We start from the raw sequence: 17,542 nt of genomic DNA on the forward strand, positions 1-17,542 counted from the left end.
TTTATTAATAGCCTTCTACCCTCAATTTTACATCCCCTATGGAAATAATATCTCCCGGATGAATTTCCATTCCCTCCGGAGATACCTGGGTAGAATTTACATACGTACCATTCAGGGATTGCCGCCACTCCCGGGTTTCAGCAATCCACTGTCCGTCCCGGATGAACCAGTGCTGCCCGTCCTCCTGTTCTATCGTACAATGCCGACGGGAAATATAGGGTTTTTGTTCTTCTTCTTTTACCCGTATCGTATTCCCTACTTCCCTTCCCATTGTCAGTCTCCGCTTTCCCGCCCGGACCACTAATTCCGAAAGCCGGTATTCCTTTCCATACTCCTCTCCCTGCATGATCCGCAATAAAAACCCATGCCGGACAACCAGATGGAGTTGCCATCCCTTTGCTGCCGGGTTCGGTTCGCCTCTCCCCGGAAAAGCTCCCGCCGGCAATAATTCCAGAACAGCATCCACCGACTGCAAGCGTTTTTTAAAATCCGGTTCTAAACAGCCTTCCAGCACCTGATTCCATTCCGGCGAATACAAAGCCGTACGGTCCCAGACCCCCTCTTCCCCATTCCGCAGATACACGACCAAATCGTTCTCATTTTCCAAATTTCCAAAAGGCAGGCATCCCCCTGTCAGTAACTGATACATCATCACCCCGAAAGAAAAAATATCCGTGGTAGGCAAAACCGTAGCATTCCCGCTCCTTCGCTTTACCTGCTCCGGGGGCATATAGGCATAAGTACCGAAAATCTGACGGGGTTTTCCCATGATATTGCGTTCCGTCATACGTTTATTCCGGTCGCCGCAAATTCCGAAATCGGTCAAAACCGCATTTCCGTTTTCTTTCAACAATACATTCTCCGGTTTTAAATCCCGGTGCACTTTTCCGCACCGATGCAAATCCCTCAATCCATACAGCACCTGAAGGGCGATCTTTACCCAATCCACATTGCTTTTTTTCATACAGCCAATCAGGTCTCCCCCCGGACAATATTCCATAACAATGTACGGATTCCCCTCTACCATCCCATGGGCAACTGAGTGAACCAGATAATTACTGCTGATCTGTCCCGTCTCGAATTCCATATCAAAACGGGTTATTAATTGCTGCCGGATATCAGGAGGTACTTCCCAAAGCTTCAGCAATTTTAAAGCATAAATGACATTATCCGCCTTCCGGACCCGGTAGACCTTGCCAAAAGCTCCTTCCCCCAATTCCTTTTCCACACAGTATTGACGGTCGATAATGTCCCCCCCTCTAAAATTACATCTTTGTGCTAAAATCGACTGAGACATATTTTCTTTTTCTTTCTAACTGTGGAACTCAAATTTCCGGTCCCCCAGAACAATGATGTCCCCCGAATGCAATTCAACCCGGTCCCCGGCATATACATAAGTTGTCTTCAAACTACTGCGGTCCTGTATATACCATTTTTTATTTTCATAGATCAGAACGGCCTGTTCCTGAGACGTAATGGTGTTATTATCCGGCTCTGTATTGTCCCGGTTTAAAATGATCTCTTCCCCGGCAAAGTCCAGCGTCTGCGGTTCAATATGTTCTTTTTCCTCCGGTATCAGCGTCAAAGAACAGCGGAAACGCCGTCCGGGTAAAACCGTCTTCCGGCCAAAATCCCCCTTTTCCACTTTCGGTCCGTTCACAGCATAACCGCAACCCGGACAAAAATTCACCTCCGGATTCAGCACTTGACCGCATTTCGGACAGTACACTTTTTCTTCTGTATTCTTCGGCTCCGCAACAGCCCCGCATTCCGGACATTCCTTTTGTCCCGGACGCAACGGATAACCGCATTTTCCGCATTTTTTCCCTGGACCTCTGTTGTCCTCCCTGAAAATCTCTTCTTCGTAAACGGTTTTGTTCGGACTGAATCCCACCTCTTCTGCCGAAGAATGCTGCGGAAAAGAGACATCGCTGTCGATCATTGAACCACTCAGAGGTACATTACATTTTTCACATCTGGATTTTCCAACCGGATTATCCCAGCCACAATTTTTACATCTCATAAATATTCGGAATTATTATTCATAAAATCGTCCATTCACACCCAACCTCTACCGGAAATATACCCTTACAAAAAAAATTAAATTTTTTTAATAAAAATACGTCCCAAGGTAGAGGAATGCATTCAAAATTAAAGCCTATTCTTTAGAAATACAACATTAAATAACAATTTTTTTTAAAAAATTGTTTGTATTCTTTTTAATATTGTTAAAATTTTATCTCAATTCCAGAAAAGTTCTGATAAAGGTGAGGTTACAAAGCGAGACAGTTATTTTCCACGGATATATACACTTAAAATTTATGCTAAAAAAATCCCTTTACAAAGCATTAAAATTTCTTTGAAAAGGGACTTATGATTCAAAGCCGGGAAAAAACGGCTTACTGAACAAACCGGAACATCCGGTTCCAACGGATTTTTCCCAGGAAAGACTTATCTTTATCCAGGGACAGCCAAATGAAATAAGCTTTTCCCACAACATGGTCCTCCGGTACAAATCCCCAGAAACGGGAATCGGCAGAACGATGACGGTTATCTCCCATCATCCAGTAATAATCCATTTTAAAAGTATACTGACCGGCAGGTTGTCCGTTCACATAAATGACAGAATCTTTCACTTCCAGCGTATTCTGCTCGTAGGTACCGATAATCCGTTCATACAAAGGCAAAGTCTGCAGATTCAATTCCACCCGGTCTCCTTTCCTGGGTACATACAAGGGACCAAAGTTATCGATATTCCAGGGATAATCCGGACTAAAGGGGAAAATATCCGGATTTATACCGGAATCATGTACTCTTTCTATCTCCGTGACATTCGGATAAGCTTTCAATTTTTTCACCATCTCCGCTGTCAGGGGAAAATTATATTCGGAAGTAGAAATCATCCGGATATCCTCCAAGGAAATTCCGATATCCTCTTTCAATTTTGTACGGTTCAAAGGCACGCCATTAGTCCTCACGATATAATCGTACTGCAAATTCTCTACCTCATCTGCCAACTGACCGTTTACATACAGCTGTCCTTCTTTTAAAACCAGGGTATCCCCCGGCATACCGACCCCTCTTTTGATATAATTTTCCCTTTTATCCACAGGACGGGAAATAATTTCAAAACGCTGTTTCATCAGGTCCCGGACTTTCGTTTCGGCTTCCGCTAAGGTCATATTTACCCCCTGGCTCTGTTCCGCCCGTTGATAACTCCGGGCATTCGTGCGCAACTGGGAATAATAATCCGGATTTTCATTTCCGATGATAACCGTATCGCCCGCAGGGAAATTGAATACGATAATGTCATTCCGTTTGATCTCACTTGTGCCGGCAATCCGTTTATAAGGCCATTGGATCAGTTCGGAATAAGCTTTTGTACTTTGTGTAAAAGGCAGGGTATGATGTGTAAAAGGCACCGCTAAAGGAGTGTTGGGCAGCTTGGGCCCGTAGGCAACCTTACTGACAAATAAATAATCTCCCACTAACATCGATTTTTCCATGGAAGAAGTCGGAATCGTATAGGCTTCAAAGATAAAAATCCGAATCAGAGTAGCAGCCACAACCGCAAATATCAACGCATCGATCCATTCTACCGCCTTGGTCTGTTTCTTCACGCCTTTCTTTTTCCAGAAAGCCCAATGGACCCTCCGGGTAATGTAGACATCGAAAATCACCGGTACCAATATCAGTAACCACCAGCTTCCCACCCACAATACCCACAGCAGATATACGACCAACACCAGACTGAATTTGAACCATTTGTTTCTCAATAAATTTCTCATATTTTCTTTATTAGTATACGATCCTATATTTGAAAATTCCCTTATATGCTCAATAAATCGTCCATCCCGAATATTCCTGTTTTTCCCGCCATAAATTCGGCAGCCAATACGGCTCCCTGTGCAAAACCCTCCCGGGAAAAAGCGGAATGCCGGATTTCCACTTCATCAACTCCGGACTTATAAGTAACAACATGTATTCCAGGGACCTCTCCTTCCCGCTTTGCTTTTACCGGAAGCACATCCCCGGCCATTTCCGCTTCGTGTACCAATTGCCAGCGTTTATAAGCCGGATGATTGTCCAGTATGCCCTGAGCCAAAGTAATCGCCGTCCCGCTGGGTTTATCGAGTTTGTGAATATGGTGAGTCTCTTCGATATATACCTTATAATCACCGAATTTGCTCATAATTTTAGCCAGATATTGGTTCAAATGAAAAAATAAATTGACCCCTATGCTAAAATTGGAAGCATAAAAAAAGCCCCCTTCTTTTTGCCGGCAATAAGCGATGACGTCTTCCCATTGGTCCAGCCAGCCGGTAGTACCGGATACCACGGCTACTCCTTTTTCAAAACACCATTTATAGTTCCCGACAGCAACTGAAGGCGCAGAGAATTCAATAGCAACGTCAGCCTCCGCCAGCTGATCGTCCCGGCAATCAGCCCGGTTGTTTTCATCCACTTTTAATATCACGGTATGCCCCCTTTCTACGGCAATCTTTTCAATTGCCTTTCCCATCCGACCGTATCCTAACAATGCTATTTTCATAATTTAAATTTCAATTTCCTCCTTCCTTACTGTTTTCTCCCGGCAGGAGGTTTTATTCCATTTTCTCTTTAAAGAGCATACAAACGGAATGCCGTTTTAATATCTCATTTTTCTGCTGAAATACAGCTTATTTTAGGCAAAGGTAATAAAAAAGGCTGCCTTACAGCAGCCTTTTCTTCGATTTTTTATCATTACTTAGCTAATTCTTTCACTTTCGCAACTACAGCCTTGAAAGCTTCCTGGTGGTTCATGGCTAAATCGGCCAGCACCTTACGGTTGATGTCCACTTCTGCCTTGTGTACCAATCCCATAAATCTGGAATAAGACAACCCTTCCAGTCTTACTGCAGCATTAATTCTCTGAATCCACAATGCGCGGAATTCTGACTTTTTCTTACGTCTGTCACGGAACGCATATGTCAACCCTTTTTCATATGTGTTTTTAGCAACCGTCCAAACATTTTTTCTGGCACCAAAGTTTCCTTTGGTCTCTTTTAAAACCTTTTTTCTACGTGCTCTTGAAGCAACGGCATTTTTAGCTCTTGGCATAATCTTTGTTTTTTAAATGTCAGCGTTTCATCGTTCTGAAAACTTATGGGGCATGACATTCAGGTTAATAAACTTTGTTTTTTAATTTCTTACATAGCCAACATCTGTTTCACAGCCTTCAGATTGGCGTGAGCAACAAGAGTGGAATGAGTAAGATTTCTCTTTTGTTTTGTTGTTTTCTTAGTCAAAATATGACTTTTGAAAGCATGTTTTCTTTTGATCTTCCCGGTAGCGGTCAAAGTAAATCTTTTCTTTGCGCTACTCACTGACTTCATTTTTGGCATTTTCGCTTAATTTAATTGTGTTTCAGAAAATATGTAATAATAAAAAATCCATGTTGAATGTTTCAATGATGAATGGCACTTCGCAACTGCCTGAGACGCGTCAGACGACTCGCTGCTGAACGGAAAACTGTTCCTGATTAAAATATGAATCCGAACTGAAGGTTCGTTAATCAGCAAAACATCCCTCTGCCCCTGACGGAAGTCTCCATCCCATCAAAAAACGTTTGAACATTTAAACACTTAGACATTCAAACCTTCCCTTTATTTCTTCGGTGCCAGTACCACGATCATTTTTTTCCCTTCCAATTTGGGAGCGGATTCGACTTTTCCATAGTCTTCCAATTCGGAAATAAACCGGCTGAGGATATCTGAACCCTGATCTTTAAACAAAATAGAACGTCCCTTAAAGAAAACATAAGCCCTTACTTTAGCTCCTTCTTCCAGGAACCCCTTGGCATGTTTCAATTTAAAATTAAAATCATGCTCATCTGTCTGAGGTCCGAAACGAATTTCCTTGACGACCACCTTCACACTCTTCGCCTTGATCTCTTTTTGCTTTTTCTTCAGCTGGTACAAATACTTACTGTATTCAATAATCCGGCATACGGGTGGATCTGCATTCGGAGAAATTTCTACTAAATCCGCACCTGCCGCCTCAGCCATAGCTAATGCTTCCCGCAACGGATAAACTCCCGATTCAATATTTTCACCAACAACCCTCACGGTCGGTGCTTTGATTAACTCATTGATTTTGTGTTGTGGTTCTTTGTTAATCTGACGGTTTCTTGGACCTCTGAATTCCATTCTTGTTGCTATATTAAATCCTCCTTATTTTATTACAAATTATATGCCTTCCGCAGAAGGAATATAATTTTTGTTATTATTCATTATAGATCGACTTTAATTGTCCGTCTACTTCTTTTTTAATCATTCCGATAAACTCTTCTACGGTCATGGACCCCATGTCTCCCTGTCCCTGACGGCGTACAGATACCCGGTTTTCTTTCGCTTCATTCTCTCCGACCACCAATAGATACGGAATTTTTTTCAATTCGTTATCCCGTATTTTCCGGCCGATTTTTTCATTGCGGTCGTCCAATACCGTGCGAATATCGGCATTATTTAATAATTCTGAAAGTTTCCGGGCATATTCATTTGATTTTTCACTCACCGTAAGGATAACAGCCTGATCAGGAGCCAGCCATAAAGGGAATTTTCCCCCTGTATGTTCGATCAGTACAGCCACAAAACGCTCCATACTTCCGAAAGGAGCCCGGTGAATCATTACAGGACGGTGTTTCTGATTATCCGCTCCCGTATATTCAAGCTGAAAACGTTCCGGCAGGTTGTAGTCAACCTGAATGGTACCCAACTGCCATTTACGTCCGATCGCATCTTTTACCATAAAATCCAGTTTGGGACCATAGAAGGCTGCTTCTCCCAATTCTACTTTCGTCTTCAATCCTTTTTCAGCCGCAGCCTCAATAATAGCCCGTTCGGCCTTTTCCCAATTTTCATCTGTACCGATGTATTTTTCCGTATCTTTCGGATCCCGCAAAGATACCTGGGCGGTAAAATCTTTAAAATCCAACGCCTTGAATATGATAAAGATGATATCGATCACCTTCATAAATTCCTCTTTTAACTGGTCCGGCGTACAGAACAGATGAGCATCATCCTGCGTAAATCCCCTGACCCGGGTCAGTCCGTGCAATTCTCCGCTCTGCTCATAACGGTATACAGTTCCAAATTCCGCAAAACGCAAAGGTAAATCCTTATAAGAACGCGGTTTCGTCTTGTAAATCTCACAGTGATGCGGACAATTCATCGGTTTCAGCATAAACTCTTCTCCTTCCTGAGGAGTCGTGATGACCTGAAAACTATCTTTTCCGTACTTCTGGAAATGTCCGGACGTCTTATATAAATTCACATTTCCGATATGCGGCGTGATGACCTGCTGATAACCGTGTTGTTTCTGTACTTTTCTCAAAAACGCTTCCAGACGGTCCCGCAGCATTGCGCCTTTCGGTAACCATAACGGCAAACCAGCCCCTACTTCCTGAGAAAAGGCAAACAACTCCATTTCCTTTCCGATTTTCCGGTGATCCCGCTGCTTGGCTTCTTCCATCAGTACCAGCCACTCGTCCAGCATCTTCTGCTTGGGAAATGTGATTCCATAGATACGGGTCAACATCTTATTGTGCTCGTTTCCTCTCCAATAAGCGCCGGCCAAACTGGTCAATTTTATCGCTTTGATATAAGAAGTATCGGGCAAATGAGGCCCCCGGCACAAATCTGTAAAAGTACCCTGGCGGTAATAGGTGATTTTCCCGTCCTCCAGATCATTGATCAACTCTACCTTATAATTCTCCTGTATAGAGGAAAAATGATCCAGCGCTTCTCCCTTACTCACATTTATACGGCAAAACTCCTGCTTTTCCCGTGCCAGTTCTAACATTTTTTTCTCAACAGCAGCTAAATCCTTATCGGTCAATACAACTCCCTCTCCCGGGTCGACATCATAGTAAAACCCGTTTTCTATAGCCGGTCCGATACCGAATTTGGTATCCGGATATAATTGTTGCAAAGCTTCTGCCATCAGGTGAGCAGAAGAATGCCAGAATGCATGTTTCCCTTCTTCATCTTCCCAAGTAAACAACTTGATTTCAGCATCCTTGTCAATGGGACGTGTCAAATCCCAGATTTCTCCATTTACAGCTATTGACAATACTTCTTTAGCCAGTTTCGGACTGATCGATTTTGCTATTTCAAGGCCGTTTATTCCTGATTCGAATTCCTGCACGCTTCCGTCAGGAAATTTAATCTTTACCATGATTTCTCTTACTAAATTAGTTATACTGCATTTTGCAAGGTGCAAAGATAGGAAATAAAGGAAGAAAAAAGAAAATATAAAAGACAAAATATAAAGAAGAAACGACAAAAATTAATGCGTATTCCCCTATATATCGCCTGTTTATCTCTTCTATTTATTCCTGATTGTATAATTTATTGAATAAAATCGCCAAATTCATGTAAATGGTTGTATTCTGAACGACAATATGCGAAGGAACTTTTATCCGGGCGGGGGTAAAATTCCAAATGGCCTTAATTCCCCAGGCCACCATTAAATCAGCCACATTCTGGGCATGTTCCGCCGGTACGGTAATAATGCCGATCACCACATTCCGCTCCGCAGCCATCGCCCGGAACTGGTCGATATGATAAATCTCTATATCATTTACTTTCGTACCGATTTTGGATTTATCCACATCGAAAGCGGCTTCAATGCTCAGTCCGAAGGCAGATAATCCTTTGTCCTGCAACAAAGCACTCCCCAAAGAACCGGCCCCCACCAAAAAAGCACAATCTACCCGGCTAAACCCTAAAAAATCCTCCAATATCTGCACAAAGCTATCTACCTCATAACCAACTCTCGTCTTTCCTGTAATCCCGGTATGGGACAAATCTTTCGTAACCTGAGTAGAATCGATATCCATGTATTCGGCTATCCGAGTTGAGGAAACATATTTCTCTCCCTGCTTCTGTAATGTCTTCACAAAAGATAAGTAAGAAGGCATCCGTCTCAGTACCGGTACCGGTACTTCTTTATCTCGTTTCATACTATTGAATTTCCTTAAGCTCTGTTTGTATTTGGTTTTTCTGTTTCCCCTCCATCCCATCATCTGCCGGCTTCAGTTAGTAACTTGCAAAGATAATTTTTTTTTCCAATTGAATAAAAAATAAAATTCGAATCTTTAGCTTTAAAATTATTCATTTTGAACTTTCTGTTTTCAATTGTTTCGTATTTTTGCAGGAATTAATTTTTAAGCTATGAACTATCAGGAAACGCTGGACTGGCTATTTGCCCAATTACCCATGTATCAACGGGAAGGACAGGCTGCCTATAAGGCCAATTTAAACAATACTCTTTTACTGGATGAACATTTTCATCATCCGCACCAACAATTTAAAACCATTCACGTCGCCGGGACAAACGGAAAAGGCTCTGTATCCCATATGCTGGCTTCTATTCTTCAGGAAGCCGGATATAAAACCGGACTTTATACTTCTCCCCACCTGAAAGATTTCCGGGAACGCATAAAAGTAAACGGGGAAATGGTTCCCGAACAATATGTGACGGATTTTGTCGGGCAGAATCAGACCCTTTTTGCCGAATTAAGACCCTCTTTTTTCGAAATGACCGTAGCGATGGCATTTCAATATTTTGCCGACTCGGAAGTGGATATTGCCGTAATAGAAGTAGGTCTAGGAGGACGCCTGGATTCCACCAATATCATCACTCCCCTGGTCTCCATTATCACCAATATCTCTTTCGACCATATGGCTTTACTGGGCAATACACTTCCAGAGATTGCTGCTGAAAAAGCAGGTATTATCAAAACCGGTGTACCTGCCATCGTCGGAATCCGGGATACTGCTTACGATTTTGTATTCGAGAAAAAAGCGCTGGAATGTAATACCAGCCTGATTTTTGCCTCTGAAGAATGGCAAATGAAAAAAAATGCCGACGGCTCATACAATGCCCTCCATAAAAGCGGGGTGGTCTTTCCGGACCTTTACTGCGACCTCAAAGGACAATACCAGCGAAAAAATATTCCCGTCGTACTGGAGGCAGCTCTGACCTTACAAAGTTGCGGACTGGCCATTTACGAACAAGATATCCGCCAGGGAATAGCACAAGTCATTCCCCATACGGGACTACACGGCCGCTGGGAACAACTGGCAGAACGGCCTTATACGATCTGTGATACCGGTCACAATATCGACGGACTGACAGAAATCAAAGCCCAGCTTGACACATGCTCCTACCATAAATTGCATTTTGTCATCGGTATGGTCAACGATAAAGACGTAGACAGCGTTCTCTCCATCCTCCCCAAAGACGCCGTTTATTATTTTTGCAAAGCCTCTATTCCCCGGGCAATGCACGAAAAAACTCTGGCCCAGAAAGCCTATGCCCACGGCCTGAAAGGAGATATTTACCCCACAGTAGCCGAAGCCTATGCAGCTGCACAGGCCGCAGCCCGTCCGGAAGACATGATTTATATCGGAGGCAGTACGTTTGTGGTGGCAGAAGTGATTTGAGGAAGGGAGTAAAGGAGGAAAAAGTGCTATCCTTCTCTCTTTTTTCTCAAAAGCCTGTTACCCGCGAGTGGAAAACTGTATTCCGGGATATTTATTCACTTTGCAGGGCATCTTCCGGGTTTGCTCCTTCTCCCGCAGAGAGAATCCGGTACAAACATCCGGTATTTTTGAATGTTTATCGTACGAAAATTCAAAACGGAAATACACCAATAAAAACAGAGCTACGGCTAAGCCTGCACTCTGACCGATAATATCGATCAGAGTCAGTCCTTTGTTCCGGGAAGCCACCCGGCACAGCCGGGAAATATATAACTACATTCTCCTGTCCGTCCCCTTAATCAGTCCTCCCTTTGATAAATTCCACTGCATCTTTTCTTTCCCGTCTTACTCCCGTTTTAAAGCATCCACCGGATTAGCTGTAGCGGAATGAATACTCTGGTAGAGCAGGGTCAGCAGTATAATGAAAAAGGTCAGCAGCAAGGCTCCGGCAAAAATCCACCAACTTAAAGAAATGGCATAAGCGAAATTCTGCAACCAGTGATACATGGCAAAATAGCTGAGGGCAATCCCGACCGGCACAGCCGGAAGAATCCGGATCAAGACATAACTGTTCAGATCGTAGATAATGGTTCCGACCTGAGCACCCATCACCCGGCGTACACCAATTTCCTTCCGTTTTTGCTGGGCAACGAATCCCATCAAGGCCACCAGTCCCAATAAAGCCAGAATAATGGCCAGAATAGTACCGCTCATCAAAATACGGGAAGTCACTTCATCCTGCCAATACTGACTATTTACCGCATCCCTAACCAATACAATGCCGTAAGGATCTCCTTGGAAATGCTTTTCCATCACAGCTCTCAAGGCCGTTTTAGCCTCCTGGAATTTTCCAGGCTGATACCTTACGCCCATCATCCAATAACGGGGATTATAGGCCGTATAAACTAACCTTCCTATTTTCTGACGGGCAGAGCCGTAATGAATATCTTTAGCTACACCTACCACCGTCAGCGGCATACTGTTGAATATTACCTTTTTTCCTACCGGTTCTTTTAAGTCCAGGGCAGCAACCGTTGTCTCCGTCAGTACGATACTGGCAGAATCCATCATTCCTTCGTATTTCAGTTCCCGTCCTTCGAGGATCGGAATCCCGTATACCCGGAAATAGCCGGGTCCTGTCCGTCTTTCATCTATAGAAATCCCTTCCTTTTCAGTCTGATCCGTACGCCGGAGTCCCTGCCCACTGCAACCGTTCAACGGATGCCCCTGAGAAATAGCAACATCGGTAATCGAAGGATACTGGAGAAGATCGGAACGCAATCCTTCATATTGGTTTACATTTGTAACAATCGCAACAGCCATTACATTGTCCGCATCAAATCCCAACGGCATTTTTTTCATAAAATCGAGCTGTCGGAAAACGACAAATAAAGCCGATACACAAAAGATGACCACTGAAAACTGTATGACTACCGATGCAGCCGTCAGCTTATATTTCCGCGTTACCGTTTTACGCACCAATTCAATAGGATTAAACCGGGAAAGGTAATAAGCCGGATACCCCCCGGCAACCAATGCCACAAACAGGAATAATAAAAAATAGTAGGTCCACATCGTTCCCGTCACCCCGACTTCTTCCGGCAGGTTGAAATTAATCAGACGGGCAAACATTCCGGAAAAAGAGTAATAAAGTACAATTGCCAAAACAAAAGCGATTACGGTTACCAGTGTTGTCTCCCCGAATAACATCTTCATAATGCTTCCCCTCTCTGCCCCGTTTGTCTTCCGCACACTGATTTCAGTCGCCCGCTTCTCTCCCTGGATAATATACAGGGAAATAAAATTGGACAATGCAATTGCCAGAATAAAGACCGTCACGATGATGATAAAAATCAGATTCGATTTACTGGCAGTAGGACTCAGGTCAAAAGAAGATTTCGTAGCAGTATGAATACCGGACAAAGGTTCTGTAATACTCTCAAACTTACTGTCATAACGGGCAAAACGGGTAGACAGAAGATTTCTATTGATCTCATTGCACTTCGCTGCCGCTGCCGCATAATCTACTCCCGGCCGGAACTTGACATAAGTAAAAAATTCCAGACCGCCGAAACCGTATTCCGGCAACTTGGTCAATAAATCAAAACGGAAATGCGTATTCAGCGGAACATCCTCGATAACGGCCTTCACTTCCATCAGGTTTCCATTTTTTGCACTCAAACTTTTACCCACCGGATTACTCCCCACACCGAAAAACCGGTCGGCCGTACTCCGGGTAATAACACAGGTATTCGGCTCATCCAATGCTCCGTCCAGACTTCCGGCTACTAATTTAAAACTGAAAATTTGCAGAAAAGAAGAATCGACCTGATAGACTTTCACATTCATTTTTTCACCATCTTCATAATACAAATCTATCCCGCCATATCGATACAAACGGCTGGCTGTTTCCACCTCCGGCACTTCTTTTACCAAAGTAGGAGCCAGGATACCAAAATTAATCGGATAATTCGTCACTTCATTTCCTTCGTTCCAAACGCTTAATACCCGGTAGATCCTCTCTCCATCTTTAAAATGCCTGTCGAATGAAAACTCAAAATGCAGGTAAACCATCAAAAATAAAGCAACCGCTAAACCTACTCCCAAACCGAAAATATTAATACAAGTCAAGCCTTTATTGCGAAAAGCCGTCCTGAAAAGCCGTGAAACAGAAGCAAAATTTTTCATACAGATCAAAATTTAAATACTTTTTAAATTTCCTGGAACAAAAAATATGCCACAACAATAAATTATTGTATATCAAATATTTATCTCCTAAATATCATACGCCGGTTGTCTATTATTTTGACAACCGGCGTATGATATTTTTACATGTTTTTCTACTTAATTCCAACTCAGTTTTATTTCCTCGCCGGCCTTCCATTCAAGGGATTGTATTTCTCCTTTATACCTCACTTTTGTATTTCCCGGTACGGCAGCTCTGATGACCGCCTCTTTCAGCAAACCGTCTTTCCATTCCATATCCACCGTATATCCCCCCCGGGCTTTCAGGCCTTTTACAGATCCCGACGGCCAGGCAGCAGGCAGAGCCGGAAGCAAATCCAGAAGCCCCGAATGCGACTGTAGCAGCATCTCAGCGATTCCGGCCACAGCTCCCATATTTCCGTCTATCTGAAAAGGCGGATGGGCACACAACAAATTGGAATATGAACCGCTTCCGGAAGGATTCCGGAAACTTCCCTGTCCCCGGGCAGAACGCAAAAGATTCCGGAGCATTTTATACGATTGGTTTCCATCTTGCAGACGGGCCCAAAAATTAATTTTCCAGGCCAACGACCAGCCCGTTCCTCCTTCTCCCCGATAGATCAGACTACGTCTCGCTGCCTCTGCCCATTCCGGCGTTTCCGTTACTGTAATCTGATGCCCCGGAAAAAGAGCATACAGATGCGAGATATGCCGGTGTGAGTCCCCCGGGTCATCCAAATCTTCTTTCCATTCCTGTAACTGCCCGAATTTTCCGGTTTTCAAGGGCAATAAACGTTCCTGGAAACCCGATATACTGTCGGTAAAAGCCGGATCATCTTCTTCATACGCAGCCGCTTCCAGCACATGCGTAAATAAATCCCAGGCAATTTCCTGATCCATAGTGGCTCCAAGCGCTATATCCCCGTGTTCAGGCGAATAAGAAGGAGAAGATACCCAATAACCGTTTTCATCTTCACTCAGATAATCCATCCAGAAACGGGCTGCTTCTTTCATAACGGGATAAGCTTTCCGGGACAAGAAATCCCGGTCCCGCGTATAATTAAAATGCTCCCAGAGGTGGGTACACAACCAGGCAGCACTATTCGGCGCATATCCCCAATAAAAATCCCAACCCGGAGCAGTATACCCGTAAGCATTATTCATCGTATTGACCACCCATCCCCGGGCATTGAAATATTCCCGCGCCGTCACCCGTCCCGGCTCCTGCAATTTATCAATATAATCGAGTAAAGGCAAATGACATTCACTCAGATTCCCCACTTCTGCCGGCCAGTAGATCATCTGCAAATTGATATTCATGTGGTAATCGCAAGCCCAGGGTGCATTTAACTGATGATTCCAACGCCCCTGCAAATGAGCCGGTAAAGTGCCGGGACGGGAACTACTGATCAGTAAATAACGCCCGTATTGAAAGTATAAGGCTTCCAGACCCGGATCATATGCTCCCTGACTATAGCTCAACTGCCGCTTGTCTGTAGGTAATTTTTCCTGAGCACTCCGCCCTAAATCCAACTTTACCCGTCCGAACAAAGACTGGTAATCCGACTGATGTTCAGCCCACAGTTTTTCCCAGCTTTCCCGCTCCGCTTTTGCGATACATTCCCGGTTAACCTTCTCATAGTCATTTCCCCTGTATGTCGGATACGTATTCGCATAAGCAGAAGCCACGGAGATATAAAATTCCGTATTCCTCGCTCCTTCTATCCGGAAAATACCTTTACGGAAAAGAATCTTTCCGTCGGTTTTGACCTTTATTTGCCCCTCAAAAGGCAAACCGTTAGAAGCCAGCTTCCCCCGGATAATCCATAAATCTTTACAGACAGTTATCTTTGTTCCCGTATGGGGTGTCTCAAAATCCACCCGGTAATTCTTTCCTTCCGGAGCATCGTTGGTATATTTAAACACGAACAGACGGGACGGATAAGAAGCGAAATAAAAATTCCGGAAATGCGTCCCGTCCATACGGTATTCTACTTTTCCCATCGCCTTCTGCAGATCCAGGCTCCGCCGGTAATTCCCCCATACAGTATCGGGAGTTTCGACTGTAACCCATAGAGAACCAAAGGGTTGATTTCCTCCGAAATCCCCGAACTGATCCCCGGCTTTCGTCGGTACAATTTCCCCTACAAAATACCGCCTGGCAAGCTCTGCTGCCTTCTCTTTCTCTCCCTTCAGTAATAATGCTCTGACTTCTTTCAAATATTTCCAGCTTCCTTCCTTATTTCCCCCCCTGTATTTTCCATTTGCTCCCGGTCCACCGGCCCAAAAACTTTCCTCTGCCATCTGAATTTCATCCCGAACCGGTCCGCCGTAAAACATAGCTCCCATATATCCGTTTCCCACAGGCAGGGCTTCATTCATCCAATCCGATGCAGGCCGTTCATACCAAAGCGATAGTTCCTGAGCCTTTATTTGCCCCATTCCTACCAGAAAAACAAAAACCGAAAATATTTTTCCAATCATATAAACAACATTTAAAATTTTCAATGACCGGTCCACCGGCTTCTTTACTCTTCTCGCAATCTTTTTTAATAAAGACAGCAGCAAATCTGAACAATACAATTCATTTAAATCCGTTACAGATAAAAAAGAAGACCCAACAAAAAAAGCCGTTAATAACGGCTTTTTTTATAAATCTATATTAAAATCATTTCGCATAAGCGTGATGATATCCCTGCAATTTTTTCCAGGATCCCCGGGTAAAATCAGGAAATGCCACCGGAGCCCCGTGATTCTTCACTGAAAGCTCTGTCAATTCTCCCATGCACGACCAATCAGCAGCATCGTAAACATTCATATCCAAAGGCAAACCGTTTCTCAAACAATATACCAGACGATAGTCCATGATAAAATCCATTCCTCCGTGTCCTCCCACTTTACGGGCCAATTCCCCTACCTCCCGGGTAATCGGATGTTCATATTCCTTCATCATTTGGGCGAACTGCTCTTTGTTCAGGAAACCATGGGCTCCCAGATTGTCAAATTTTACAGCTAATTTATCATTCGGATCCAAAGCAATACCTGGATTCGGATATTTTTCAATATATCCTTTCGTACCACTTAAACAATGTTTCCGGTTATAGGGACGGGGGCTGGTTACATCGTGCTGGATCATAATCGTTTTCCCGTTAGCGGTACGGATAACACTGGTATTCATATCTCCCATCCGGTATGTCCGTTTTGCCATTTCGGAATCTTCCCCGAATTTTTCCTTTGCATACTCCGTCATACCGAACTGATCGCTGGACAAAGAAACCAGATAATCCAAACGGTCCCCACGGCCGATATTCAATGCCTGAGTAACGGGTCCCAATCCGTGAGTAGCATAAGGATCACCCGTATGCTCTGCATTGTATTCCAAACGCCACCAATCGTTATAGCCGCCGTCTTTCGGATCCATAAAATTCAGAAACCGTAAATCGTGAATATAAGCTCCCTCTGCATGTACAATCTCTCCCAGCACCCCTTTCTGAGCCATATTTAAAGTAGCCATTTCGAAAAAGTCATAACAGCAATTTTCCAGCATCATACAATGCTTTCTTGTCTTTTCAGAAGTATTGACCAGCTCCCAGCATTCTGACACAGAAGTTGCAATGGGCACTTCACAGGCAACGTGTTTACCATGCTCCATAGCATATACAGCCATAGGGGTATGACGCTTCCAGTCCGTACAAATATAAACCAAATCAATATCTTCCCTGTCACACAACTGCTTCCAGGCTTCTTCTGTCCCGGAATAAGCAGCCGCTTCCGGTAAACCGGCCTTCTTCAAAATTTCCTGAGCAGCTTCTACCCTTTCCGGATGTATATCACACAAAGCTACAATCTTCACCCCATCCAGATAAGTAAACCGTTTCACAGCTCCCGGTCCGCGCATACCCAATCCGATGAACCCCACCCGTACTGTATCCATCTTCGGCGCAGTCAAGCCAATTACATCTTCCTGTCCGGACGGACGAGCCGGCTGATCTAAAACAATAGGCTGAACAACCCCTACACTGCTTATCTCCTTTTTGGCAGAAACATCACCACATGCAGCAAATAGTAAGGCAACAGCTAAAAAATTTAAAATTTTCAACATAGGTAAATAATTTATAAATTATTAATACAAATTTCAACACACGAATCTCAACCGTTTACGAGGGTAAAGATATATTATTTTTAGGATGAACCTACAAAAGAATGTAAATTTTTTTACAAAGAATACATAAATAAAAATCCGGCAAAACAAAATTGCTTTGCCGGATCTTTAAAACTCCAGATATTTTAATTATCTGCAGCCTTCT

The 17,542-nt window shown here is 43.7% G+C and carries 12 protein-coding genes and 1 pseudogene; 1 reads left to right on the plus strand and 12 read right to left on the minus strand.

Annotated features, from left to right (window positions below):
* Positions 1–4 precede the first annotated feature (4 nt).
* From Q0465_RS03925 to Q0465_RS03965, 9 genes and pseudogenes are all read right to left on the minus strand, one after another.
* The gene (locus Q0465_RS03925; protein ID WP_298613103.1) at positions 5–1,297 is read right to left on the minus strand and encodes an FHA domain-containing serine/threonine-protein kinase; all 1,293 of its coding nucleotides are present in this window, start codon (positions 1,295–1,297) and stop codon (positions 5–7) included.
* A 15-nt stretch (positions 1,298–1,312) separates the two neighbouring features.
* The gene (locus Q0465_RS03930; RefSeq protein ID WP_298613105.1) at positions 1,313–2,023 is read right to left on the minus strand and encodes a zinc-ribbon domain-containing protein; all 711 of its coding nucleotides are present in this window, start codon (positions 2,021–2,023) and stop codon (positions 1,313–1,315) included.
* Between the two features lie 376 nt (positions 2,024–2,399).
* Positions 2,400–3,788, minus strand: a complete 1,389-nt coding sequence (locus tag Q0465_RS03935) for a S26 family signal peptidase (protein ID WP_298613106.1) — start codon at positions 3,786–3,788, stop codon at positions 2,400–2,402.
* Positions 3,789–3,829: 41 nt separating this feature from the next.
* Entirely contained in the window at positions 3,830–4,552 is a 723-nt protein-coding gene (gene dapB / locus Q0465_RS03940) for a 4-hydroxy-tetrahydrodipicolinate reductase (protein ID WP_298613108.1), read from the minus strand.
* Positions 4,553–4,743: 191 nt separating this feature from the next.
* Positions 4,744–5,100: a 50S ribosomal protein L20 gene (gene rplT, locus Q0465_RS03945; RefSeq protein WP_298613110.1), complete on the minus strand. Its 357-nt coding sequence runs from the start codon at positions 5,098–5,100 to the stop codon at positions 4,744–4,746.
* Positions 5,101–5,189: 89 nt separating this feature from the next.
* Positions 5,190–5,384, minus strand: a complete 195-nt coding sequence (gene rpmI, locus Q0465_RS03950; RefSeq protein ID WP_298613112.1) for a 50S ribosomal protein L35 — start codon at positions 5,382–5,384, stop codon at positions 5,190–5,192.
* 264 nt (positions 5,385–5,648) lie between these two features.
* Positions 5,649–6,188, minus strand: a pseudogene (infC, locus tag Q0465_RS03955) (translation initiation factor IF-3); the annotation flags it as partial.
* 76 nt (positions 6,189–6,264) lie between these two features.
* Positions 6,265–8,217, minus strand: coding sequence for a threonine--tRNA ligase (thrS, locus tag Q0465_RS03960; protein WP_298613115.1), 1,953 nt, complete (start codon positions 8,215–8,217; stop codon positions 6,265–6,267).
* Between the two features lie 154 nt (positions 8,218–8,371).
* A complete protein-coding gene (locus tag Q0465_RS03965) occupies positions 8,372–9,004 on the minus strand; it encodes a redox-sensing transcriptional repressor Rex (protein ID WP_298613117.1) in 633 nt (210 codons plus the stop codon).
* Positions 9,005–9,215: 211 nt separating this feature from the next.
* Between Q0465_RS03965 and Q0465_RS03970 the strand changes: the two genes are divergently transcribed.
* Positions 9,216–10,490, plus strand: coding sequence for a folylpolyglutamate synthase/dihydrofolate synthase family protein (locus tag Q0465_RS03970; RefSeq protein WP_298613119.1), 1,275 nt, complete (start codon positions 9,216–9,218; stop codon positions 10,488–10,490).
* 384 nt (positions 10,491–10,874) lie between these two features.
* Here the strand turns inward: Q0465_RS03970 and Q0465_RS03975 are convergent, their stop codons facing one another.
* From Q0465_RS03975 to Q0465_RS03985, 3 genes are all read right to left on the minus strand, one after another.
* Complete coding sequence (locus tag Q0465_RS03975) at positions 10,875–13,217, minus strand: ABC transporter permease (protein ID WP_298613122.1); 2,343 nt, start codon at positions 13,215–13,217, stop codon at positions 10,875–10,877.
* Positions 13,218–13,373: 156 nt separating this feature from the next.
* A complete protein-coding gene (locus Q0465_RS03980; RefSeq protein ID WP_298613124.1) occupies positions 13,374–15,719 on the minus strand; it encodes a glycoside hydrolase N-terminal domain-containing protein in 2,346 nt (781 codons plus the stop codon).
* 184 nt (positions 15,720–15,903) lie between these two features.
* Complete coding sequence (locus Q0465_RS03985; RefSeq protein WP_298613127.1) at positions 15,904–17,337, minus strand: Gfo/Idh/MocA family oxidoreductase; 1,434 nt, start codon at positions 17,335–17,337, stop codon at positions 15,904–15,906.
* Positions 17,338–17,542 lie beyond the last annotated feature (205 nt).

The organism is uncultured Odoribacter sp., from assembly GCF_937966165.1.
Classification (GTDB): Bacteria; Bacteroidota; Bacteroidia; order Bacteroidales; family Marinifilaceae; genus Culturomica.